This window comes from Kitasatospora sp. NPDC015121 (assembly GCF_055562955.1).
This window is the reverse complement of sequence record NZ_JBVHEH010000018.1, coordinates 123,000-144,802: the sequence shown is the minus strand read 5'-3', so window position 1 is coordinate 144,802 and position 21,803 is coordinate 123,000. Positions and strand designations below refer to the sequence as shown.

Genomic DNA, 21,803 nt, shown 5'->3' with positions numbered 1-21,803 from the left:
CGCTGAAACCGCCGCTCACCCGGACCGCCCGCCTCCGCACCTGGTCACCGCCGTGACCTGTGGCAATCTCCGGTACTCGGCACTGCCCGCGGCGGAGCGTGCCCGCCTGACATCGCGGAGCCGGCCGTGGCACCATGCGGCCGGGAAGCGGTAAAGAGACTCTCGTGCGCCCGTACGTGGAGGGAGGACGTCCATGACACCGCCGCGCCGTCCGAACGATTCGCTGCGGGCCCTGCTGACAGAGGCCGACTGGAGCGCCGCCGAGTTGGCCAACGAGGTCAACCGGGCCGGACGGGAGGCCGGAACCCCCCTGACCTTCGACCGTTCGACCGTCGCGCACTGGCTCTACGGCACCCGACCGCGCGGCAGCACGCCCCAGCTGATCGCCGAAGCCCTCTCACGCCGACTGGGCCGAACCGTCACCCCCGCTGAAGCGGGCATAGACACCGCCGCGCCCGCCGCACCGACCCGGCCCACCGCCCCGGACGAGGCGGTCGACCTGACGCTGCGCCAGCTCGCCGGCCCGGGAGGGAAGACGGGACAGCGCTCCGAGGAACTCGCCGCCTACTCCATCGCCCTCCTCGACCTGCCGGCACTCAACACCACCGAACGAACCGGCCGCCCGGACCTCCCGCGCCTCCCGGGACCACGGACGGCGGCCCCGGGGCGCGCCGGTCGGACACCGCACCGCGCAGTGGACCGGTACGACGTCGAGGCGGCGGAGACCCTCGCCCGGCTCTTCCACTCCTGCGACCTCACCTTCGGCGGCGGGCACAGCCGCACCGCCCTGGTCGGCTACCTGGCCACCGACCTCGGGCCGAAACTGCGCCGCCCGGCCTCGCCCGCGCTGCGCCGCCGCCTGCTCGGCGTCGCCAGCCAACTCGCCTACCTGTGCGCGTTCATGCACTTCGACGACAACCTGCACGTCGCCGCCCAGCACTACTACCTGGTGGCGCTGCGCCTGGCGGTGGAGAACAACTCGCCGCTCGACTACGCGGTGGCGCTGCGCGGCATGTCGGTCCAGGCGGACGCGCTCGGGCACAGCGCCGAGGCCGCCACGCTCGCCGAACGGGCCCTGGAGACCCTGCGGCGCGACCCGCTGCGGCAGGCTTTCGTGCACGGGCAGCTCGCCGTCGCGCGGGCTCACCTGGACGCCCGGACGGAGGCCATCCGTGAGCTGGGCACAGCCGGGCAGCTCCTGGAGAACCACTCCGAGACCGGGGACGAGCCCGCCGTCCGCTACCACCGCGCCGCGCTGCTACGGCAGCGCGCCGCGGTGCTGGAGGCGTTCGGCGACATCGCCGGCGCGCTGGCCGCGATGGAGGGCTCGCTCCAGTTCCGCCCGCCCGAGGAGCGCCGCGCGCGGGCCATCGTGCTGGCCGACCTGGGCCGCCTGCACCTGCAGACCGGGCACCTGTCCGAGGCGCTCGACAGCTGGCACCAGCTGCTCGACGAGTACCCGGCGCTGCGCAGCCGGCGAGTGGACCGGGCGCTGGCCGACCTGCGCGGGCGGCTGCGCCCGTACGCCGCCGACGCCCACGTGCGGGGCCTGCTGCACCGCCTGGCCGACCCCCGGGTCCCCGTACCGCAGCGCCCCTGACGGCCTTTGGACCGACGAGCCATCAGGAGCTCGCGTTGCGGCACTACCGGGAGCGGAAGTGCCGGGAGGGCGACTTGACGATGGTGCTGACGTAGTCGGCGCCGGCGAGCGGGGAACCGGAGAGTTCGACGAGCTCGGAGAACGCCTCGGCCAACTGGGCGGCGTGCGGGGTGAGCCGGCCGGCCAGGGAGTCCAGGGCGGGCTCGATCGCGCCGACCTGCGCGGGCGTGAGCAGGCCCCGGGCGACCAGCCAGGGGGTGCGGCGGCGCAGCTCGTCGAGCGCGTACACGGCGGTCAGGTCCTGCGCCGCCGTCCGGGCCGGGCCGTCCGGGAGCCCTTCGACGGCGGCGAAGGTGGCGGCGAGTATCTGCCGCTGCCCGTGCGTCTCGCCGAGGGTGCGCAGCGCGGCCGTGTGCGGGTTCCAGGCGTCGAACGCCTCGGTGCCGGCGGCCTCGGCGGCGGCGACCTCCCGGCGGATCTCCAACGCCATGGTGCGTTCCTGGACGGCGAGCAGGTCCGCCAGCAGGCGGGGGTCGTCGACCGGGCGGGCGGAGGCGTTGTCCGTGGTCGAGACGCGTTCCACGGGCTCGGTGTCCTGGTCGGGTGTGGCGCCGACGATGGCCCGGGCCACGTCCATCACGATCAGCAGGTTGTCGCCGCCGCCGGCGTTGAGCATGTGCCCCAGGCCCTGGTAGGAGAGGAAGCGGCTGGCGGAGAGCGCGCCGAGCACGCCGCAGCGCAGCCGGCACTCGGCGGTGGTGGCCTCGGTGGCCCACGCGGTCATCGCCTTGGTCAGGGCGAGCGAGGCGTTGATGTCGGCCCAGGGGGCCCAGGTCATGGTGCCGGTGGGGGTGAGGTCGGCGGACCGTCCCTGACGCCAGGAGGCGATCAGGGCACTCCGTTCGGCCTGGGCCTGGTGGGCGCGGCAGCTGACGGCCAGGGCGGTGGCCAGGCAGGAGAACAGCGGCCGCTGCTGGGAGAGGTGGTCGATCAGCGGCCGGGCGGTGCCGATCCGGGCCAGCGTGGTGCGCCGGGTCGCCAGGTGCAGCGCGGTGGCGGCGCTGGTGCGGGTGACCTGGGCGAGCGCGCCGGTCATGCCCGCCCAGACGTTCTGCACGGCGGTCAGCGAGCGGGCCAGCCGGCGGTCGCCCTCGTGCGGGTCGTGGAAGGTGCCGTCGGCGTCGACGGACGCGCCGTCGCCGAGCCAGGCCGAGTACGGCAGGCGGACGTGGTCGAACCGGGCCAGCGCGTAGTCCAGCGGGACGACGTCGGCGGGAACGGTGGCGATCTCCACGCCGGGGCGGATGCCGTCCTCGTCCTCGAGCTCGACCAGGAAGGAGAACGCGCCGCGGTCCAGGCCGCCGACGATCAGCCTGGCGTTGACGATCGCCAGGCGGCGCAGGCCGGGCATGCCGATGTTGCCCATGAACTTCTGCGCGGCGTCGTCCGGGGTGTGCAGGAGGAAACCGCCGGTCGCCGGGTCGTGGGTGACGGTGGTTCGAACGCTCAGCTGGCTGTTGCCGCTGCCGAGTTCGGTCACCAGCAGGTGGCCGATGGCGCGGGCGGAGGCCAGCGCGTCGCGCGCCTCGGCGAGATCGGGGGAGTCGGGGGCGAGGTCCTCCAGGAAGGACAGCGCCAGCCCGTGGTGGATGATCATGATGACGGCGAACGACGGGTCCACCACGGCCGCCGCGCTGATCAGCGCGAACATCAGCTCCGGGTCCCGCGCCAGGTTGGTGCCCTCGGGCAGGAGTTCGCTCACCCTCCTGGTGCGGGCGTAGGCGAGGCGGCAGGTCTCCTCCAGGGACAGGCCGGTGCGGGGCCGGAAGACCTCGTCGGCCATCACGGCGGCGGCGATCCGGTGGTGGTCACGGGTGGGTCCGCCGCGCAGCAGCTCGGCCAGGGCGGGAACCAGGGTGGGCTCGGACAAGGCAGCCTCCAGGAGTCGGGGCGCCGCGCCGGTGCACGGCACGGTCGCTTTCGCCTTCGATTCAAGTCCCGCCCCGGCGCACCTGTCCCGAGCGGTCGCCTCCGGTCGCGTTGAATCGCCACCGCTGCTGAAAACCCCGCCCCGGGCGGCCTTTCCGGTTGGCGCCGTTTTCAGTGCCGTCGTGATTTCAACGCACTCGTCGCCTGAATCCCTTGGCCGCGGCGCAGATCCGGCAGTGAATCGGAAGTACGGGCGAACCGCGTGCTCCCGCCCCCTCCTGTCCGCCCCACCCCTGGAGGCACCTCCCATGACTCTCTCCCCGCACCACCTGGCCACCCCGATCGGCGTCCTGGGCACCGGCAGCTACATTCCGTCCGCCGTGCGGTCGAACGAGGACGTCGGCCGAAGCGCGGGCGTCAGCGCCGACTGGATCCTGGAGCGCACCGGAGTGAGCCGACGCCACTACGCGGCCCCGGACCAGGCCGCCTCCGACCTGGCCGCCGCGGCGGTCCGCGACGCCCTGCGAGCCGCCGGTGCCACCCCCGAGGACCTGCGGCTGGTCGTCTGCGCGACCTCCACCCCGGACGAGCTCGGCCCGGCCACGGCCTGCCGGGTCCAGGACCTCCTCGGTGCGAAGAACGCCGTGGCCTTCGACGTCTCCGCGGCCTGCTCGGGCTGGCTGTTCGCGGCGAAGGTCGCCTGCGACTGGCTGTCCTCGGAGGAGCGGCCCGGTCTGGCGGCCGTGGTCGGGGTGGAGGCGTACTCGAAGTTCGTCGACCCCGCCGACCGGGGCACGGCGGTGCTGTTCGCCGACGGCGCGGCCGCCACCGTCCTGGGCCCGGTCGAGGCGCCCGGTGGCTTCAGCCACTTCCGGCTCGGCTCGGACGGCACCCTCGCGGACCGGGTGCTGATCCCGGCCGGTGGCAGCCGGCGGCCCGCCGACGAGCAGAGCGTGCACGACGGCGGCCACCGCATCCACATGGACGGACGGACCATCAGCCGCTTCATCCGCTCCTCGTTCCCCGAACTGGTCGCCGGCACCCTGGAACGCAGCGGCCTGCGGCTGGCCGACATCGACCACTTCGTCACCCACCAGCCCAACCCCGTGCTGCTGCGCGAACTCGCGGCCGAACTCGGCATCGCCCAGCGGATGCCGATCGTCGGCGACCTGGTCGGCAACATCGGCGCCGCCAGCGCCCCCTACGCCCTGGCCCGTGCCGACGCCGAGGGCCGCCTGCACCCGGGCGACCGCGTCCTGCTCACCGTCTTCGGTGCCGGAATGACCTGGGGCAGCGCCCTCCTGCAGTGGTCCGGCCCCGGGCGGTGACCTGACACCGCTGCCCGGCACACCAGCCGAACGACGGGACGGCCGCGCAGGAGAGCAGGCGCCGGCCCGGGGCCGACGACTTCGCCGATCGGCCGAGTATCCGACCCTCGGGGGGCTCAGCGGTTCGCCGCAGTTCGCCCTTCCGCCAAAGCGCCCGAGGTGGTGCGGATCTCGGCCCCGCCGTTACCGCACAGGCATTCGGCCGCGTTGCGGGCCAAAGCGCTGCCCGGTCCGACCTCGGTGAAGTCCCGGAAACCGTCTGCGGCCAGTACGGCGAGCGTGCCGGGCAGGTGGGCGGAGCGGATCAGGCAGTCGGCGAGGCGGGCGGGCAAGTCGTCGTCGGGACCGTAACGGCGACGGGCGACGGCCGAGTAGACGGGAAGGCGGGAGGCACCCGGCGGCCGGGCCCGCAGCGCTGCGGCGAACCGTTCGGCCTGCCGCTCCAGCGACGGGTGGTGGGAGTTGAAGGGCAGCCGCAGGCGCACCGCCTCCGTCCCGGTGCGCAGGGCCCGCCGCTCCACCTCGGCGAGTTCGTCGACCGGGCCGGAGAGCACGCACTCCGTGGGCGAGTTGACGCAGGCCAGCGCCAGACCGGCGGTGCCGGGGCCGGCGATCAGCCGCAGGGCGTCGGACTCGGAGCAGCCGACCAGAGTGAGGCCGCCCGGCGCGGAGGCCAGGACCTGAGCCAGCGCGAACGCGGCGGCCGCCCCGTCGCAGACGCTCCACGCCCCGACCGCGGTGAGGGCGGCGATCTCACCGAAGCTGAAACCCAGTACCGCCCCCGGCGTGCCACCCTCCGCGATCAGGGCCCGATGGCAGCTCACCGCGGTCCCGAACACGGTGAGCTGCTGCGTACCGGTGGGGGCTTGGGCGAGTTCGCGCCCGCTCGGCGCCGTCGACCCGAGCAGCCAGGGCGCCAGCGGGGGAACACCGCGGTCGGCGGCCTCACGGTCGATCTCCCCGAAGACCGCGGCCGCGGCCGCGCGCAGCGCCGGGTACTCGCCGAGCGCCTGGTGGAACAGCCCGACGGGGAAGTCCCCCTGGCCTGGGAACAGATGGACGGATTCGGACATCGATGCCTCCGGCGCGTCGAGGGGCGGTAGCGGACGAACGAGTGCTCGCGATCTGAGGCTGTCCGCTCCACCTTTCGGAGACGAGGTGTAGCGGCGGGCGGAGCGCTGAAACGGGCGCGATGCTGAAACCGGCACCGCCCCTGTTCGCGACTTCCTCCGGCTCCGTGCCGCTCGCCTGGGCAGGGAGGGCGCGCGAGGTTTGTTGCGCGCCCCATGTGCTCCCCAGCCGCCGCCAATGCCCCCGTGCCCCCTGCTTCCCAAGCGATCGGCGGACTCGCCCCCATGACTTTGGCGTACAGTGCGCCGAAAACGGACTGCCTTTTCCTTGAAGGCAGTTGGAAAAACGTTTTTTCACGAGAGATGTGATCACATGGATCTGGAGAGCCATCGCCCACCAGCACCCCGCACCTCCCTCCCCGTCCCGACCACCGCGCCGACCGGCGCCCCGCCGCCGGCCGGCCCCGCGCCACTCGACGCCGGCGACGTCGAGCGTGCCGAAGCCGCCCTGCTCGCCTTCCACCGATCCGACGCCGCCCACGGCGGCGGCCCAGGCCGCCGCCAGATCGCCGCCTACCTGGCCCGCGAGATCCTGCCCTGCCTGCGCAGGCCCGGCCCGGACGCCGTACGGCTGCGGATGTACCGCACCGCCGCACAACTCGCCTACCTGTGCGCCTTCATGCACATCGACGACGGCCGGCAGCAGCCCGCCCAGCAGTACTACGCGGCCGCGCTGCGGCTCGCCGTCCTCGGCGGGGTACCCGCCGACCGCGCCCTGGTGCTGCGTGGCATGTCCGTCCACGCCCTCACGCTCGGCGACGGTCCCCGCGCCCTGGACCTGGCCCGGGCCGCCGCCGACTGCGCCGCGCCCGCGGGCCAACAATCCTTCCTGCTCGGCCAACTGGCCGTCGCACTGGCCCACACCGGCGCCCGGCACGACGCCCTGCGGGCACTCACCGCGGCCGAGCACTTCATGGACCGGGCCACCGGCCCCGCCGACGCCGCGGTCGGCGCCTTCCACCAAGCCATGCTGCTCCACCAGCAGGCCATGGTCCGCGAGTTCCTCGGCGACGAGGCCGGCGCGGTGAGCGCCCTCCAGAACTCGCTGCCGCACCGCCCGCCGCTGGAGGCCCGCTCCCAGGCCGTCGTCCTCGCCGACCTCGCCGCCTTGCTGGAACGCACCGGGCGGCTCACCGAGGCCGCCGCCACCTGGAACGACTTCCTCGACCTGCGCCCCGGCCTGGCCAGCGCCCGGGTCGAGCAGGCGTTCACCGCCATGCGGACCCGTCTACGCCCCCAAGCCGCGCAGCCCGCCGTCCGCGACCTGCTGGAGCGCGCCGCCCGGGCCTGAACCGCCGGGCCCCGCACCGTCGCCGTCCGCTCGAAGCAGCACCATCCGCTTCGAGCGGACGGCGACATCCCCTCGGTGACGTCGATGCCGGCCCAGGGCGTTCCGGTGCCCCTGCCTGAGGTGAGGCCGCCGTACGCCGACGCCGACCGCGCCGTCGGCGCGCAGACGGACACCCGGCCGATACGAGTGCGGCGTCCTGCCGGGCGAGGCTGGCCGCCACCAAGCGCCCGGAGACCGGGGTCGCGGGTTCGGCGAGGCCGTAGCCGCGCGCCCGGCGAGCTTTCAACAGGACCCCGCTTTCAATGACGGAGACCGCCCGAAGCCGGTCCGACGGGCCGGACCGGGCTCACAGTGGAGGGTGTTCCAGCCGTTCCCGGCCACCGATCCGCCACCGGATTCGGAGTCCTCCCCACGCCCACTCGGCCCCTCCAGCGGAAAGGACCGTGATGCAGCCCGATGGCACCGTCAGCGTCATAGCCGGCCTCGGGGCCTGCCTGCCCGACCGGATCGTCGACAACGACGCCGTCGTCGCGCGCGGCGCCCTGCGCACCGACGACACCTGGATCCGCGAGCGCACCGGCATCGTCCGCCGCCGCTACGCCGACCCCGGCACCAGCACCGGCGACCTCGCGGTGGCGGCGGGCCGGGCCGCACTCGGTTCCGCCGCCGGTCCCGCGCCCGACCTGCTGGTGCTCGCCACCACCACTCCCGACCACCCCTGCCCGGCGACCGCGCCCGAGGTGGCGCACCGGCTCGGCCTGGGAACCATCCCGGCGTTCGACCTGTCGGCCGTCTGCTCGGGCTTCCTGTACGCGCTGGCGACCGCCGACGCGATGGTCCGCAGCGGAGCGTGCCGCAGGCCGCTGGTGATCGGCGCCGAGACGTACACCTCGATCCTCGACCCGACCGACCGCGCCACCGCGCCGATCTTCGGCGACGGTGCCGGCGCCGCACTGCTGCGGGCCGGCACCCCGGACGAGCCGGGAGCCATCGTCGCCGTCGACCTCGGCGCGGACGGCAGCGGCCGGCACCTGATCACCGTGCCGGGCGGAGGCTCCCGGCACCCGCGCCACCTGCCCGCGCCCGAGGCCGGCGCGCACTGGTTCACGATGGAGGGCAGGACGGTCTACGCCCACGCCGTCCGGCGGATGACCGCCTCCGCCACCACCGTCCTGGACCGGGCGGGCTGGAGCGCCGACTCGGTCCGCGCGTTCGTCGGCCACCAGGCCAACCAGCGCATCCTCGACTCGGTGGCCGACCGGCTCGGCATCGACCCCGCGCACCGGTTCGGCAACATCCGGGAAGTCGGCAACACCGCCGCCGCGTCCATTCCGCTGGTCCTGGCCGACCCCGACGTCCACCAGGCCGTCGAACCCGGTCGGCGCACCCTGCTCACCGCCTTCGGCGGCGGCCTCACCTGGGCCTCCGTCGCCCTCACCTGGCCCGCCGCCGTCCCCGGCAGCGAGCCGCCGGCCACCGAGCTGAACACCTCCCCGCTGTGCACCTCCGACCTGTCAAGGAGCCACCGATGGAGCACCGCCTCCACTCCCACCTCGTGACGGCCCTCACCGGCAAGTTCGAGGTCCCCGTCGAACGGATCACCCCCGACACCACGCTGGGCGAGCTCGACCTGGACTCCCTCGCCGTCGTCGAACTCTTCGTCACCCTCCAGGAGGAGCTGGGCGTGCCGCTCGACGACTCCGGAGCCACCGGCGAACTGACCGTCGGCGAACTCGACGACACCCTGCGGCACCTACTGGCGCAGCAGACCGAGGCGGCCGACCGCTGATGGACCGGGAGATCGCCGTCACCGGCCTCGGCCTGGTCACCCCGGGCGGCCCCGACACCGACGCCACCTGGAGGGCGCTGCGCGCGGGCCGCTCCACGGCCCGAGCGGAGCCGGGGCCGGACGACGAGCCCGGGTACCTGGCCTGCCGGGTGCCGCCGCCTGCGGGCCCCGCCGCCGGCCGGCTGTGGCGCTTCGACCGCAGCACCGTCTTCCTGCTGTCCGCCGCCCACCAGGCGCTGACCGCCGCCCGGCTGGACCGGGACACCTGGGACCCGAGCCGGGTCGCGGTCGTCGTCGGCACCGCGGCCGGCGGCGTCGGAACCCTGGAGACCCAGCACGCCCGGCTGCTCGCGGGCGGTCGCGAGAAGCTGTCCCCGATGACCCTGCCGGCCTTCCTGCCGAACATGGCCGCCGGGCACCTCGCCCTGGAACTCGGCGCCACCGGGCCCTCGTTGCAGACCTCCACGGCGTGCGCCTCGGGCGCGACGGCGATCATCACCGCCGCCCTGCTGCTGGCGGCGGGGGCCTGCGACATCGCCGTCGCGGGCGGCACCGACGCCATGGCGACGCCGCTGTGCACGGCCGCGTTCGACAAGATGGGCGCCCTGTCGCGCCGGCTGGACGACCCGGCCGCCGCCTCCCGCCCCTTCGACCGGGACCGGGACGGCTTCGTGATCGCCGAGGGCAGCGGCGTCCTGGTGCTGGAACGCCGGGCCCATGCCGCGGCCCGTGGCGTGCGCCCGCTGGCCCTGCTGGCCGGCCACGGCTCGACCAGCGACGCCCACCACCCCACCGCCCCGCACCCGCAGGGCGCGGGCCTGCGCGCCGCGACCGCCGCCGCCCTGGCCATGGCCGGCGCGGACCCCGCCGACGTCGACCACGTCAACGCGCACGGCACCAGCACCCCGCTCAACGACGCGGCCGAGGCCGCGGTGATCCGCGGCCTGTACGGAAGCCGGGGCCCGACCGTCACCTCCGCCAAGGGCGTGCTGGGCCACACCATGGGCGCGGCCGGCGCGATCGAGGCCGCGCTCACGGTGCTGACACTCGTCCACGGCACCGTCCCGCCCACCGCCAACCACACCGCCCCCGACGAAGGCACCGAAGGCCTCGACCTGGTCACCGGCGCGCCCCGCCCGCAACCCGTCCGCCTGGCCCTCAGCCACTCGCTCGGCTTCGGCGGTCACAACACCGTCCTCGCCCTCGCCCGGCCCTGAGAAGCGATTCCCCGAGCAGAGGCAGGGGGCCGTTTTCGCAGGTGAGGTGGGCGGCCGTCGCTCGGCGGGCATGCTCGGACCGTCGTATCGGCGCGGCATGCGGTCGGAGGTAGCGGACACCGTCGGTGGTGGGGGGCGGGGCGATCGCCGGGGGCGGGGCGAGCCCCGGCGGGCCAGGAGTCGAGGGCCGGCCACGTCCCGGCGCCGTTGACCTGATGTTCTGCGGCGTCGCGGCGCTGCCGGCGGCGAGGTTGCCCGCGTGGCGGTGGATGGCGCGGGCGTGCGCACGCTTGCCGGGCGCGTCGGCCCCGGTCCCGGTCTCAGTCGAACAGGGTGCGGCCGAGCGGGTGCCAGCCCGCGGGGCCGGGGAGCTCCGCGGCGGGCTCTGGGCCCCAGCTGCCGGAGCGGTAGCGCAGTGGCGGGTCGGCCGGGTCGAGGACGGGATCGACGATCCGCCAGCACTCCAGGACGGCGGGGTAGAAGGCGAACGGCTCGGGGTCGCCACTGACCGCCCCGCCCAGGATCGTCTCGTAGGGCTGTTCGAGGCGGCCGAAGAGTTCGGTGTAGTCGACGCCGATCGGCACCCGGACCGGCCCGTGGCCGTCCGTGCCCTTGGCGACCAGCAGGTCGGCGCGGATGCCCGTGTCGCCGTCGATCCGGAACCGGACCAGGTTGGGCGGTGCGGGGCCGTCCTGGCCGCGGAAGAGCTCCAGCGGCGGCCGGCGGAGCTCGACCACCACCTCGGTCGCCGAGACGGCCAGCGATTTGCCGCTGCGCAGGTGGAAGGGGACGCCGGCCCAGCGCCAGTTGTCGACGTACAGGGTGGTGGCGAAGTAGGTCTCGGTGACGGAGTCCGGCTTCACCCCGGGTACGTCGAGGTAACCCTCGTACTGGCCGCGCACCGTGGCGGCCGGGTCCATCGGGCGGACGGAGTGCAGGACCCGCCACTTCTCCAGGCCCTGGGCGGCGTAGTTGTCGGTGCTGGGCGGGTCCATGGCGAGCAGCGCGAGGACCTGCAGCAGGTGGTTCTGGACGACGTCGCGCAGGCAGCCGACGGCGTCGTAGAACGAGCCGCGGTCGGCGACGTCGAAGTCCTCGGCGAGGCTGATCTGCACGTTGTCGACGTAGGAGCGGTGCCAGATCGGGGCGAGCAGGGTGTTGGCGAAGCGGGCCACCATGAGCGACTCCACGGCGGCGTTGCCGAGGAAGTGGTCGACCCGCAGCAGGTGGTCGTCGTCGAAGTACCGGCCCAGCTCCCGCTGGAGCTCGCGGGCGGAGGCGGAGTCGTGGCCGAAGGGCTTCTCGACGACGAGGCGGGCGTCGCGGTTCAGTCCGGCCCGGGCGAGGGCCGCGGCGACGGTGGTGAACAGGCCCGGCGGGATCGCCAGGTAGTGGGTGGCGAAGCCGCGCCCGGCCAGGGCCTCCTTGAGCCGCTCGAAGGTCGCGTCCTCGGCGAAGTCGCCGGTGACGATGGACAGTCCGGCGGCGAACCGACCGAACACCTGCTCGTCGACGGTGGTGCCGGTGGCCTCGACGGCCGCGCGGGCGTGCCGGCGCAGCCGCTCGTCGTCCCAGTCGCCGACGGCGACGCCGACCACCGGGCAGGGGAGCCGCCCGGCGGCGCTGAGCTGGTAGAGCGCGGGCAGCAGCATCTTGCGGGCGAGGTCGCCGGTGATGCCGTAGAGCACCAGGACGTCGGAGGGTTCGAGCCGGGAAGGGGGCAGTGCGGTGGTGGTCATGCGGACGGGTCCGTTCTGATCGGGCCGGCGGGCGCGGGGGAGGGGGTCAGTGCCGTTCCGCCGGGACGGGCGCTTCGTCGTCGTGGCCGAAGCGGTGGGCCAGGTCGTCCTGGATCTGCTCGCTGTCCCGGCCGCGGGTCTCGGGCAGGTAGCGCTGAACGAAGACGAAGGCCGCGGCGCAGATCGCGGCGAAGATCCAGAAGGTCTGGCCCTGGCCGAGGCTGTTGGCCAGCGGCAGGAAGGCCAGGCTGACGACGAAGTTGGACACCCAGTTGACGGCGGTGGAGGCGCTGGAGCCGGCGGCCCGCACGGCGGGCGGGAAGATCTCGCCGATCAGGGTCCAGAACACCGGGCCCAGACCGCCGGCGAACGCGGCGATGTAGACCACCATGAACAGCAGGGTCAGCCCGGAGGCCAGGTGCGCGACGAAGGCCAGGCCGAGCAGGAACACCGAGGCCGCCATCGCGGCCAGCGAGACCAGGACCAGCGGGCGGCGGCCGACCCGGTCGACCAGCCGGATCGCCACCAGGGTCATCAGCAGGTTGATCACGCCGATCGCCACCGAGTAGAAGATCGAGTTGGAGGCGTTCAGGCCGGTCTGCTCGATGATGGTCGGCGCGTAGTAGATGATCGTGTTGATGCCGCCGAACTGCTGGACGGCGGCCAGGGTCAGGCCGACGACCAGCGCGGGGCGCACGTCCGGGGCCCGCAGCCCCTGTCCGCCGTCGCCGGCCGCCTGCTTGGCCCGTTCCTCGGTGATCCGCCGCCGGGCCAGTTCGACCACCTGGTCGGCGGTGTCGGCGTCGGTCACCCGGGCGATCGCGGCCCTGGCCTGTTCGATCCGCCCGCGAGCGATCTGCCACTGCGGGGACTCCGGCAGGAACCACAGCGCGGCGGCCACCAGGACCAGCGCGGGCACTGCGCCGCAGGCGAACATCTCCCGCCACCGGCCGCCGCTGGAGAAGGCCAGGTTCACCAGGTACGCGACCAGGATGCCGATGGTGATCATCAGTTGGTTGAGGGTCAGCAGCCGGCCCCGGATCGAGGTCGGCGAGATCTCCGACAGGTAGACCGGGACCAGCGCGGAGGCGGTGCCCACCGCGAGGCCCAGCACGATCCGGGCCACCAGCAGCATCGCGTAGCCGGTGGAGAACACCGCGATCGCGGTGCCGACCAGGAACACCACGCCGACCACGCCGAGCAGCCGGCGCCGCCCCCACCGGTCGGCGAGCCGGCCCGCGCCCAGCGCGCCGATCACCGAGCCGATCAGCAGGACGCTGACCACGCTGCCCTGCTCGAAGGAGTTCAGGTGGAAGTCGTCGCGGACGTACAGCAGGGCCCCGGACACCACGCCGGTGTCGAAGCCGAACAGGAAGCCGCCGACCGCGATCGCGGCGGCCCACCACTGGATCTTCCGGAGGCCGGCCGGCGGGACCGCAGTGAGCGGCCCGTGCGTGCCGGGTTCCCGGGAGAAGCCCTGAACCATGTGTGCCCTTTCTGCGGGCCCGGCCGGTCAGCCGGGCAGGACTCCCCAGGAGCCGGTGTACGACTCGCCGGGCGCGAGCCGGATCAGGTCGGTGCCGCTGGCGAACGCGTCGGGCGGGCCGGTCATCGGCTCCACGCCCAGGCCGCGTCGCCACCGGTCGTCCGGCACGTTGTCGGCCGTGTACACCTCCAGCCACGGCTGGGAGCGGTCGGACCAGAAGCGCACGGCGCGCCGGGAGCCGGCCAGCCGGACCCAGGCGCGGCCGTCGCCGTCGCGTTCCAGGTCGGTGAAGGCGCGGTCGATCGGCAGGTCGCCGATCTTCCGCGGCGCGGTGAAGTCGTAGGGGGTGCCGGCCACCGGCTGGGTCGGCCCGTCGGGGAGCATCCGCTCGTCCACGGGTTGGAACCGGCGCCCGGGCAGGTGCAGCTCGCAGTCGTCGACGGCCTCGCCGACGGTCAGGTACGGGTGCATGCCGTGCGCGTAGGGAGCGGTCCGGGTGCCGGTGTTCCGGGCGGTGAGGCGGACGGTGAGGCCGGTGCCGGCGTCCAGGGCGTAGGCGGCGGTCAGGTCGAGGCGGAACGGGTAGCCGGTGGAGCCGGTCAGCCGGTGGGTCAGGGTGACCCGGTCGGGCCCCTGCTCGGCGACCTGCCAGGGCGCCCACCGGGTGAGCCCGTGGATCGCGTTGCCGAGCTCCGGCTCCGACAGGTCGAGCTGGTACGTCCGCCCGTCGAAGGCGTAGCGGCCGTCCCGGACCCGGTTGGGCCACGGGATCAGCAGCTGCCCGAACGCCGCCGGGGCGGGCTCGTCGGGTCCGTAGGAGAGCAGCAGCGGCTCCCCCCGGTGCAGGAGCTCGCGCAGCCCGGCGCCCGATTCGGTGACGGTGGCATGGAAGTCGCCGGCCACGAGGCGGTACTGCGCCCCGCTGGTCTCTGTGCTCATGGCTGGATGGATAGCCGGTGCCCGCCACGACACGACCTGCTCGTCCGAGCGGCCCCCGGGTCGAGTGAACCCCTTGGCCCGACCGGTCCCCACCGGGTGTGGGCCGGCGGCGGACGCGGGACCTGTCCGGTTCCCCGCACCGGGACGGGGCGGTGGGTCTGGAGGGGCGTCGTGGGCGGGGTGCGGCAGCGGATGCGCGGGCAGTTGTGGCCGGTGCTCCAGCAGGCGGTGGCGTGCGCCCTGGCCTGGTGGGTGGCGAGGATGCTGTTCGACCACCACCTGCCGCTGTTCGCCCCGATGGCGGCAGTGGTGGCGCTGAACACCCCGCTGGGCGGCCGGGGCACCAACGCGGTCCGGGTGGTGCTCGGCGTGGTGGGGGGCGTACTGATCGGCCAGGGCGCGTACACGCTGTTCGGCCACCACTACGGGGCCCTCGCGGTGGGCTGCGCGGTGCTGCTCTCCCTGCTGGTGACGCTCGCGCTGGACGGCGAGCGGGTGACGATGGCCCAGGCCGCGGCCAGTGCGGTGATCGCGCTCGCCTCCGGCCGGGAGGCCGGGATCGACCGGGTCCTGGACGTGCTGGTCGGGGCCGGCGTCGCCCTGGTGTTCAGCCAACTGCTCTTCCCCGCCCACCCGTTGAAGCTGCTCCGGGCCGCCGAGGCGGAGACCTTCCGCGGGCTGGCGGGCCTGCTGCGGCTCGGCGCGCGGGCCGACGCGGGCGACCCGGACCTGCTGCTGCCGCTGGAGTCGCACGCGCTGTACCGCCTGCTGACGGACGTGGACCGGGCCAGGACCGACATGGTCGAGGTGGCCCGGCGCACGCCCCGCTGGCGGCGGCAGCGGCACTCGGTCCGGGCGTCGAGCGGCGCGGCCCTGCGGCTGGGGGTGCTCACCCACAGCTGCTTCACCCTGGCCCGGTTCACCGCCGACGCCGAGGGGCCGGACCGGCAGGCCCTGCTGCCCGTGGTGGACGCCCTGGCCCGGACCCTGTCGGCGTACGCGGCGGCGGAGCCGGGACGGGCCGCCCGGGAGGACTGCGTGCGGGGCGCGCTCGCCGCGGCGGCCCAGGCACCGCCGCAGCAGGGCCCGCCGACCGAGGCGGTGCGCCTGGCGGTGCGCGACCTGCTGGTGGTGGTCGGGGTCGCCGTGGACGCCGCCGCGACGGCCGTCGACACCCGGGCCCCGGACGCGCCGCAGGCTCCGCCTGTGTTCTGACGGCCGCGAGTGCCTCCCGGCGGCCCCGGCGGCTCGGGCCGCGGGCGGCCGTCGCGGACCACGGCTGGAAGTCTGATGAGGATCCTTGGTGCGCTACGGGTTGCCGCTGCCAGGGGGTGGGCCAGGGCGGTAGGTCGTGTGGGAGAAGCCGCCGCTGACATCCCGTCCGGTTCCGGTGGAGCAGGGCGTTCACGACCTCGCGCAGATCGCAGGAGCCCGGGTTGCCGACCGCGACAGCCGCTCCTGCTCCCAGGCGGTGACCAGCTGCTCGACCAGGGCCCACTGTCCGTCGGACAAGTCCGTTGCGTACGGCATCAGTTCCGTGTCCTGGCGTCACTATGCACACGACATGCAGGTCGACCCGAGTAACTCTGTGTGCACGAACGAGCGACGTCGGCCCGTCCAGAAACGGACTCAGCGCCACTTGGCGCGCACAATCGAGGCGGGACCGACCGGGATGGTTTTCAGCGCCCATGGGGATTCAACGTGAACCTAGGTCGCCGCATATAGCAAGCGGCGATGCGCCTTGAGATTATCCAGAGGTGGTCAATGCCGATCCCGGGCGGAAAATGCCCGGGTGTCGGATTTCTGAGAAGCAGTGGAATCGCCATGGTGATCGCGAGGAAATTCGGTGCGGTCGATCTGCGGCTACTCCTGCCGTGTCGAGTCGGACCAGCGTCCTTCACCGCGACCCCACACCATCGCACCACGCCACCCACGAACAGGCAGGAGACCCGCCGTGCCCTCCAACGCCCTGACCCGCAGCGCCTTCGAGGCCGACGTCCTGGCCTTCTACGAGGCCAAGCAGGAGGACCCCATCAACCTCGAGCTCGGTCACGCCGACGGCTACTACCACCACCACTTCGCCACCGGCGACTTCGACCGCACCGTCCTGGAACTGTCCGGCACGGCCCGGGAGCGGGCCATCGCCAAGGAGCTGCACCGCATGGAGACCCGGCAGGTCGGCAACCTGGTCGACCTGCTCGCCCCGCTCCCGCCGGGCGCCCGCGTCCTGGACGGCGGCTCCGGCCGCGGCGGCACCGCGATCCTGCTGCACCAGGCGCTGGGGTGCGACGTCGACGGCGTCAACTTCTGCGACTACCAGACCAAATTCTCCCGCGCCCAGGCCAAGAAGCACGGCGTCGCCGACCAGGTGCGCTTCCACCTGAGGAACATGACCGACACCGGATTCGACGACGGCGCCTTCGACGCCGTGGTCACCAACGAGACCACCATGTACGTCGACCTGCCCGAGGCGTTCGCCGAATTCGCCCGCCTGCTCAAGCCCGGCGGCCGCTACGTGCTGATGACCTGGTGCGTCAACGAGGCCGTCGCCGAGGACCCGGTCGAGGCCGCGAGAATCGACGAGCACTACGTCTGCCGGACCCACAGCCGCGCCGAGTACCTGCGCTCCCTCATGGCCGCCGGCCTGATGCCCTACCAGGTCGACGACCTCACCAAGGCCGCCACCCCCTACTGGGAGATCCGCGCCCACTCCGAGCTGGCCACCGGCATCGAGAAGCACTACCTCAACGGCTACCGCAGCAACCGCGTCAACTACATCCGCATCGCCGCCCGCAAGGGGGCCGCCCGGTGAACACCGCCCGGATGCTCCCGGGCCCGGGCACCGCCGCACCCGCACCGGCCGTCGTCGACCGGGCCCGCGCCTACGTCCGCCCCGCCCTGGAACAGGCCGTCGCCGAACTCCAGCCCGACCTGGCCCGCATCTGCGGGCACCTGTACGGCTGGTGGGAGACCGACGGAACGCCGACCGCCGGCCGGGGCAGCCGCACCCTGCAGGCCTGCATGGCCATGCTCGCGGCCGAGGCCCACGGCGCCGACCCGCAGGCCGCGCTCCCGGTGGCCGTGGCCATGGAGCTGCTGCACAGCTTCACCATCCTGCACGACGACATCATCGACGGCGACCAGGTCCGCCGCGCCCGCCCGGCCGCCTGGACCGTCTACGGCACCGGCCCGGCGATCCTGGCCGGCGACGCCCTGCTGACCGCCGCCTTCGACACCCTCTGCCGCCACGCCCCGGCCCGCGCGATCGCCCCGGCCGTCGCCGAACTCAGCACGACAACGGCCCACCTCATCGCCTCCGTCGCCAGCGAACCAGCCTTCGACCGCACTCCGGCCGCCGACATCGTCCTGGCCGACTACCTCACCGTCTGCAAGGCCAAGGGCGGCGCACTGCTGGGCACAGCGGCTGTCATCGCCGTCCAACTCGTCGACGGCAACGCCGAGATGGGCCGGGTACTGCGCCGCGCCGCGCACCACGCCGGCGCCGCCTGGCAGGCCACCAACGACCTGGAGAACATCTGGGGCGACGAGGCGCTGGTCGGCAAGCCGGGTCGGCAGGACCTGCGGCAGCGCAAGAACACCCTGCCGGTCATCACCGCCAGCCAATCCGCACGCCCCGGCGTCGAACGGCTCAAAGCCCTGATGGCCCGGCCGGAGCCCGCCGAAGCCGACCTGGCCGAGACCGCCGACCTGCTGGAAGAACTCGGCGGCCGGGCCGCCACCGAACGCGTCATCGCCCAGCAGCTCGGCCTGGCCCTGGCCGCGCTGGACGAGACCGCCCTGCCGCCCGACGTCCACGCCGATCTGGCCGACCTCCTCCACTTCACCGTGACCCGCCAGGTCCGCACCCGCTGAGGAGCCCGTGATGACGGCAGCCCGCGCAGCGGTCGCCTGGGCCCTGCGCCACCGCCTGGTGGAACCCGGTGCCCAAGCCGCCCGGCTGACCGCGATGCGGCTGGATCTGTTCGTCGAGTCGGTGCTCCCGCCCCGGAGCAGTGACCAACCACCGATGGCCACATGGGCGGCGCTGATCATCGCGCTCGACGACCTGATGGACCGCACCGCTCCCGACCCGGCCGCTCCCTGCCACGCGGACCGGACCACCCAGCTGATCAGCCCCTTGATCAAGGTGCTGGACGCCGATCCCGAAACCGGCACCACGACCGCAGCCCACTGCGGGAGCGCACCGGACCAGCACGCGGCCGCGACTGTCAGCGCCCTGGCCGACCTGTGGCAGCAGGTCGCCACCCCGGCCCCACCGGACTGGCGCGACCGCTTCCGCGCCGACTTCCGCGACTACGCCGACGCCGCCGTCCGGGAGGCCGCGCTGCGGGACAGCGGCGAAGACGTCACCGTGGCGGCCTACCTGCGGCTGCGCCGCCACACCGTCGTCGCCCTGCCCAGCCTCGACCTCGCCGAACAGCTGGCCGGCACCCCGCTGCCGGCAGCTCGGCGGGACGGGCCGGCCGCCGAGCTGCGCGCCGCGCTGGCCGACGTCCTGGCCTGGTCCAACGACCTGGTCTCCGCCCGTGTCGAAGCCGCACGCGGCCACGGCACCCTGATCGACGTCCTGGCCCGCGAACACGGCCTGGACCACACGGCGGCCCGCCACCAGGTCATCGCGATGCGGGACAGTCGGCTGCGCGACTTCGACACCACCGCACGGGCCTGGGAGCAACGCGCCCGACCGGACAGCCAGGAACACCAGGCGGTGTGCAGGTACCTCGCCACCGCCCGCGACTTCCTGGAGGGATCCCTGCGCTGGTTCACCCACACCGGCCGCTACACCCCGGAGACCGGCGCCGACTCCCGAACAACCACGAAGACTTGACGCACGAAAATGCGAGGTGACAGACCCGATGCCCGGCAAACCCCCCGGCACCGCCGCCGGACACGACCACGACGACGCCGATCCGCCCGACAGCTCTGATGCTGCCGATGCGGTCCGCGCCGCCCTGCACTGGAGCCGGGAACTGATCGACCCGACACTGCGCGCGGCCGTCGATCGGATGCCGGACCCGCTGCGCCGCATCTGCGCCTACCACTTCGGCTGGTGCGACGCCGACGGCGCCCCCACCCAGCACAGCCCCGGCAAAGCGGTCCGCCCGGCACTGGCGCTGCTGTCCGCCCGAGCCGTCGGCGGCCGGGCCGAGGACGCGCTGCCGGCGGCGGTCGCGGTGGAGCTGCTCCACAACTACTCGCTGCTGCACGACGACGTCATCGACGACGACCGTGCTCGCCGGCACCGCCCGACCGCCTGGACGGTGTTCGGCACCGCCCAGGCGGTCCTGGCCGGCGACGCCCTCCAAGCCCTGGCCCTCCAGGCCCTGGCGGAACACAGTCCGACCGGCGCCGCCCGGCTGGCCACCACCGGCGTCCAGCTGTGCCAGGGCCAGGCCGCCGACGTCGACTTCGAACACCGCACCGACGTCACCGTCGACGAATACCTGTCCATGGCCGCCGACAAGACCGCCGCGCTGGTCGGCTGCTCGACCGAACTCGGCGCGCTGCTCGGCGGCGCCACCCCGGACCGGGCCCGCAGCCTCGGAGACTTCGGCCGCGGCCTGGGCCTGGCCTGGCAGATCGCCAACGACCTGCACGGCATCTGGGCGGACCCCCAGGCCACGGGCAAGTCCGCGTACGCCGATCTGGCCCGCCGCAAGAAAACCCTGCCGGTCATCGCCGCCCTGGCCTCCGGGACCCCCGGCGGAGGCCGGCTGGCCCGGTTCTACGAACCCGGCGCCCCCGACGGTGACCCGGCCGTCATGGCACAGCTGATCCAGGACACCGGCGCCCGATCCTGGGCCGCACACCGGCTGCGGCACCACCTCGCCGAAGCACTCCACCACCTGGAACTCGCCTCCTGCCAGGACGGCCCCGCCCGAACCCTGAGGCACCTTGCCGATCTGATGGTTCAGATCAGCCCCTGAACCGATCGGAGCGGTATCCAGAAGGTGACCTGCAATCAGCGCCGTTCGCATGTGGACCGTTTCGCCGTGCCCCCGGCGCGCAAGGATCCCGGCTCGCGCCGTCCTTGCAGAGGAAGCCCGGTGAACGCTCCTTCGCGCCCCCAACCGATTCGCGACGCGCCCCGAACGGGAGACGAACTTCCCCCGTCCCGGACACCGAGCGCTGTCGTTGGCAGGACCCCGCGCGGCGAAGGCGCGCGCTCGGGGAGCCGATCCGCAGCAGCGGTCTGCTCGGGCGAGGGACCGTCACCCGTGACAGGTCCGGGGCAGGGGAAGGGACAGAGAGATCCACCGATGAGTTGTCCTGGGAGGGACGCATGCACAGCTCGCGGCTCACCGAACGCTTCCCGGCCCTGGCCGATGAGGGCCTCCTCGTACCGTCCTCCTTCGACCACCCCGAGCGCGGCCCGGTGCAGTGTCCCTCCGCGCCCCTGGTCTCCGCGTGGCTGGACAGGTGGGGGATGCCGAACAGGATCGTCGACTCCGTCAGCAGGCGGGAAGTCACCAAGGGGGCCGGAGCACACACGGGCAGGCTCGTCACCACCACCCACACGGATTCCGACGGCCGGACGGCGGGGATCGCCGTCCTCGCGCCGCTGCTCCTCGTGGAGGCGGCCACGACGGCCGTCTCCACCTGGAGCGCCTGCCTGCGCACCCGTCGACTCGTCGTGCCGCTGTTCACTCCCCAGTGCGACCGCACCATCGGCGCCGTGCCCGGGGCGGGGACGCAGCAGCCTCCGGTGCCGGACGGGGACGACTGCTGCCATCGTGCGAGCGTGCGGGCAACAGTCCTCGGCCATCGGGCGGAGCGGCGGACGGTCCTGGTGGTCGGGGCGCCCCTCGGCCGAACCGACGGCCTCGGAGCAGGGAGGGGACTGGTCCCGGTGCCTGACGTGGAGACAGCCGTGCGGCTCTCCGTCAGCGGTGCGCACGATCTCGCGTTCGTGCTGGCGCCGTGCACCGACACCCGCGGCGCCGACCGCATCGTCGCCGTCCTGCGGGAGCGCTTCCCCTCGCTGCGGGGCCAGCACCCCGACCAGTGGTGCTACCGCAGCACTGACAACCGCCACGCCCTCCAAGTCGCCGTCCACAACAGCGACCTCGTCCTGTCCGTCCCGGGGGCGCCGCCGGTCCCGCCCCGGGCGAGGAACGCGGTCGGCGTCCGTACGCTCGCCGACCTGCGGCCCGCCGACCTGGCGCCGGCCGCGACGATCGCTCTCCTGGGCCCGCCCACGGGATCGGTGTCCCGCCCGGGCGTCCAGCTCGCCGACCTGGTCGCGGTGCTCTCGGGCCTCGGATCCGTCAGCGTCGTCCACCAGCGCTTCACCAGCGACGTGAGCACCTGCGCTCGCGCCGACACCTGAACTC

General features: G+C 74.0%; 17 protein-coding genes. 12 read left to right on the top strand and 5 right to left on the bottom strand.

What is annotated here, in order from left to right; genetic code table 11:
* Window positions 1–193 precede the first annotated feature (193 nt).
* Window positions 194–1,600: a hypothetical protein gene (locus ACZ3J7_RS26665; RefSeq protein WP_465625466.1), complete on the top strand. Its 1,407-nt coding sequence runs from the start codon at window positions 194–196 to the stop codon at window positions 1,598–1,600.
* Window positions 1,601–1,643: 43 nt separating this feature from the next.
* Here the strand turns inward: ACZ3J7_RS26665 and ACZ3J7_RS26660 are convergent, their stop codons facing one another.
* A complete protein-coding gene (locus tag ACZ3J7_RS26660; RefSeq protein ID WP_465625464.1) occupies window positions 1,644–3,530 on the bottom strand; it encodes an acyl-CoA dehydrogenase family protein in 1,887 nt (628 codons plus the stop codon).
* 307 nt (window positions 3,531–3,837) lie between these two features.
* Between ACZ3J7_RS26660 and ACZ3J7_RS26655 the strand changes: the two genes are divergently transcribed.
* Window positions 3,838–4,857, top strand: coding sequence for a 3-oxoacyl-ACP synthase III family protein (locus tag ACZ3J7_RS26655; RefSeq protein ID WP_465625462.1), 1,020 nt, complete (start codon window positions 3,838–3,840; stop codon window positions 4,855–4,857).
* Window positions 4,858–4,973: 116 nt separating this feature from the next.
* Here the strand turns inward: ACZ3J7_RS26655 and ACZ3J7_RS26650 are convergent, their stop codons facing one another.
* Window positions 4,974–5,930, bottom strand: a complete 957-nt coding sequence (locus ACZ3J7_RS26650) for an acyltransferase domain-containing protein (RefSeq protein WP_465625460.1) — start codon at window positions 5,928–5,930, stop codon at window positions 4,974–4,976.
* A 370-nt stretch (window positions 5,931–6,300) separates the two neighbouring features.
* Here ACZ3J7_RS26650 and ACZ3J7_RS26645 point away from each other — a divergent pair, with 370 nt between their 5' ends.
* The 4 genes from ACZ3J7_RS26645 (at window position 6,301) to ACZ3J7_RS26630 (ending at window position 10,284) form a co-directional block, all read left to right on the top strand.
* On the top strand, window positions 6,301–7,278 hold the full coding sequence (locus ACZ3J7_RS26645) for a hypothetical protein (protein WP_465625459.1): 978 nt from the start codon (window positions 6,301–6,303) through the stop codon (window positions 7,276–7,278).
* Window positions 7,279–7,724: 446 nt separating this feature from the next.
* Window positions 7,725–8,837 carry a beta-ketoacyl-ACP synthase III gene (locus tag ACZ3J7_RS26640; protein WP_465625505.1) on the top strand — a complete coding sequence of 371 codons (1,113 nt, stop codon included), beginning with the start codon at window positions 7,725–7,727 and terminating at the stop codon, window positions 8,835–8,837.
* Window positions 8,807–9,067 (top strand): acyl carrier protein, encoded by a 261-nt coding sequence (locus tag ACZ3J7_RS26635; RefSeq protein ID WP_465625457.1) that lies wholly within the window; start codon window positions 8,807–8,809, stop codon window positions 9,065–9,067. Before ACZ3J7_RS26640 ends, ACZ3J7_RS26635 begins: the two co-directional genes overlap by 31 nt.
* Window positions 9,067–10,284: a beta-ketoacyl-[acyl-carrier-protein] synthase family protein gene (locus tag ACZ3J7_RS26630; RefSeq protein WP_465625455.1), complete on the top strand. Its 1,218-nt coding sequence runs from the start codon at window positions 9,067–9,069 to the stop codon at window positions 10,282–10,284. Before ACZ3J7_RS26635 ends, ACZ3J7_RS26630 begins: the two co-directional genes overlap by 1 nt.
* 320 nt (window positions 10,285–10,604) lie before the next feature.
* On the opposite strand, the gene zwf is transcribed toward ACZ3J7_RS26630, so the two are convergent.
* The 3 genes from zwf to ACZ3J7_RS26615 are packed head-to-tail and all read right to left on the bottom strand — an operon-like array spanning window position 10,605 to window position 14,448.
* Window positions 10,605–12,023: a glucose-6-phosphate dehydrogenase gene (zwf, locus tag ACZ3J7_RS26625; RefSeq protein WP_465625454.1), complete on the bottom strand. Its 1,419-nt coding sequence runs from the start codon at window positions 12,021–12,023 to the stop codon at window positions 10,605–10,607.
* 46 nt (window positions 12,024–12,069) lie between these two features.
* The gene (locus tag ACZ3J7_RS26620; RefSeq protein WP_465625452.1) at window positions 12,070–13,509 is read right to left on the bottom strand and encodes a sugar porter family MFS transporter; all 1,440 of its coding nucleotides are present in this window, start codon (window positions 13,507–13,509) and stop codon (window positions 12,070–12,072) included.
* Between the two features lie 27 nt (window positions 13,510–13,536).
* Window positions 13,537–14,448: an aldose 1-epimerase family protein gene (locus tag ACZ3J7_RS26615; RefSeq protein WP_465625451.1), complete on the bottom strand. Its 912-nt coding sequence runs from the start codon at window positions 14,446–14,448 to the stop codon at window positions 13,537–13,539.
* A gap of 171 nt (window positions 14,449–14,619) precedes the next feature.
* On the opposite strand from ACZ3J7_RS26615, the gene ACZ3J7_RS26610 reads away from it, so the two are divergent.
* The 6 genes from ACZ3J7_RS26610 to ACZ3J7_RS26585 all read left to right on the top strand — a co-directional run bounded on the left by ACZ3J7_RS26610 (window position 14,620) and on the right by ACZ3J7_RS26585 (window position 21,799).
* On the top strand, window positions 14,620–15,663 hold the full coding sequence (locus tag ACZ3J7_RS26610; RefSeq protein ID WP_465625449.1) for an FUSC family protein: 1,044 nt from the start codon (window positions 14,620–14,622) through the stop codon (window positions 15,661–15,663).
* Window positions 15,664–16,402: 739 nt separating this feature from the next.
* Complete coding sequence (locus ACZ3J7_RS26605) at window positions 16,403–17,260, top strand: SAM-dependent methyltransferase (protein WP_465625447.1); 858 nt, start codon at window positions 16,403–16,405, stop codon at window positions 17,258–17,260.
* Window positions 17,257–18,321: a polyprenyl synthetase family protein gene (locus tag ACZ3J7_RS26600; protein ID WP_465625445.1), complete on the top strand. Its 1,065-nt coding sequence runs from the start codon at window positions 17,257–17,259 to the stop codon at window positions 18,319–18,321. Before ACZ3J7_RS26605 ends, ACZ3J7_RS26600 begins: the two co-directional genes overlap by 4 nt.
* 10 nt (window positions 18,322–18,331) lie before the next feature.
* Window positions 18,332–19,297, top strand: a complete 966-nt coding sequence (locus tag ACZ3J7_RS26595; protein WP_465625443.1) for a terpene synthase family protein — start codon at window positions 18,332–18,334, stop codon at window positions 19,295–19,297.
* A 28-nt stretch (window positions 19,298–19,325) separates the two neighbouring features.
* The gene (locus ACZ3J7_RS26590; protein WP_465625441.1) at window positions 19,326–20,396 is read left to right on the top strand and encodes a polyprenyl synthetase family protein; all 1,071 of its coding nucleotides are present in this window, start codon (window positions 19,326–19,328) and stop codon (window positions 20,394–20,396) included.
* A gap of 356 nt (window positions 20,397–20,752) precedes the next feature.
* Complete coding sequence (locus tag ACZ3J7_RS26585) at window positions 20,753–21,799, top strand: hypothetical protein (protein ID WP_465625439.1); 1,047 nt, start codon at window positions 20,753–20,755, stop codon at window positions 21,797–21,799.
* The last annotated feature ends 4 nt before the right edge of the window (window positions 21,800–21,803 follow it).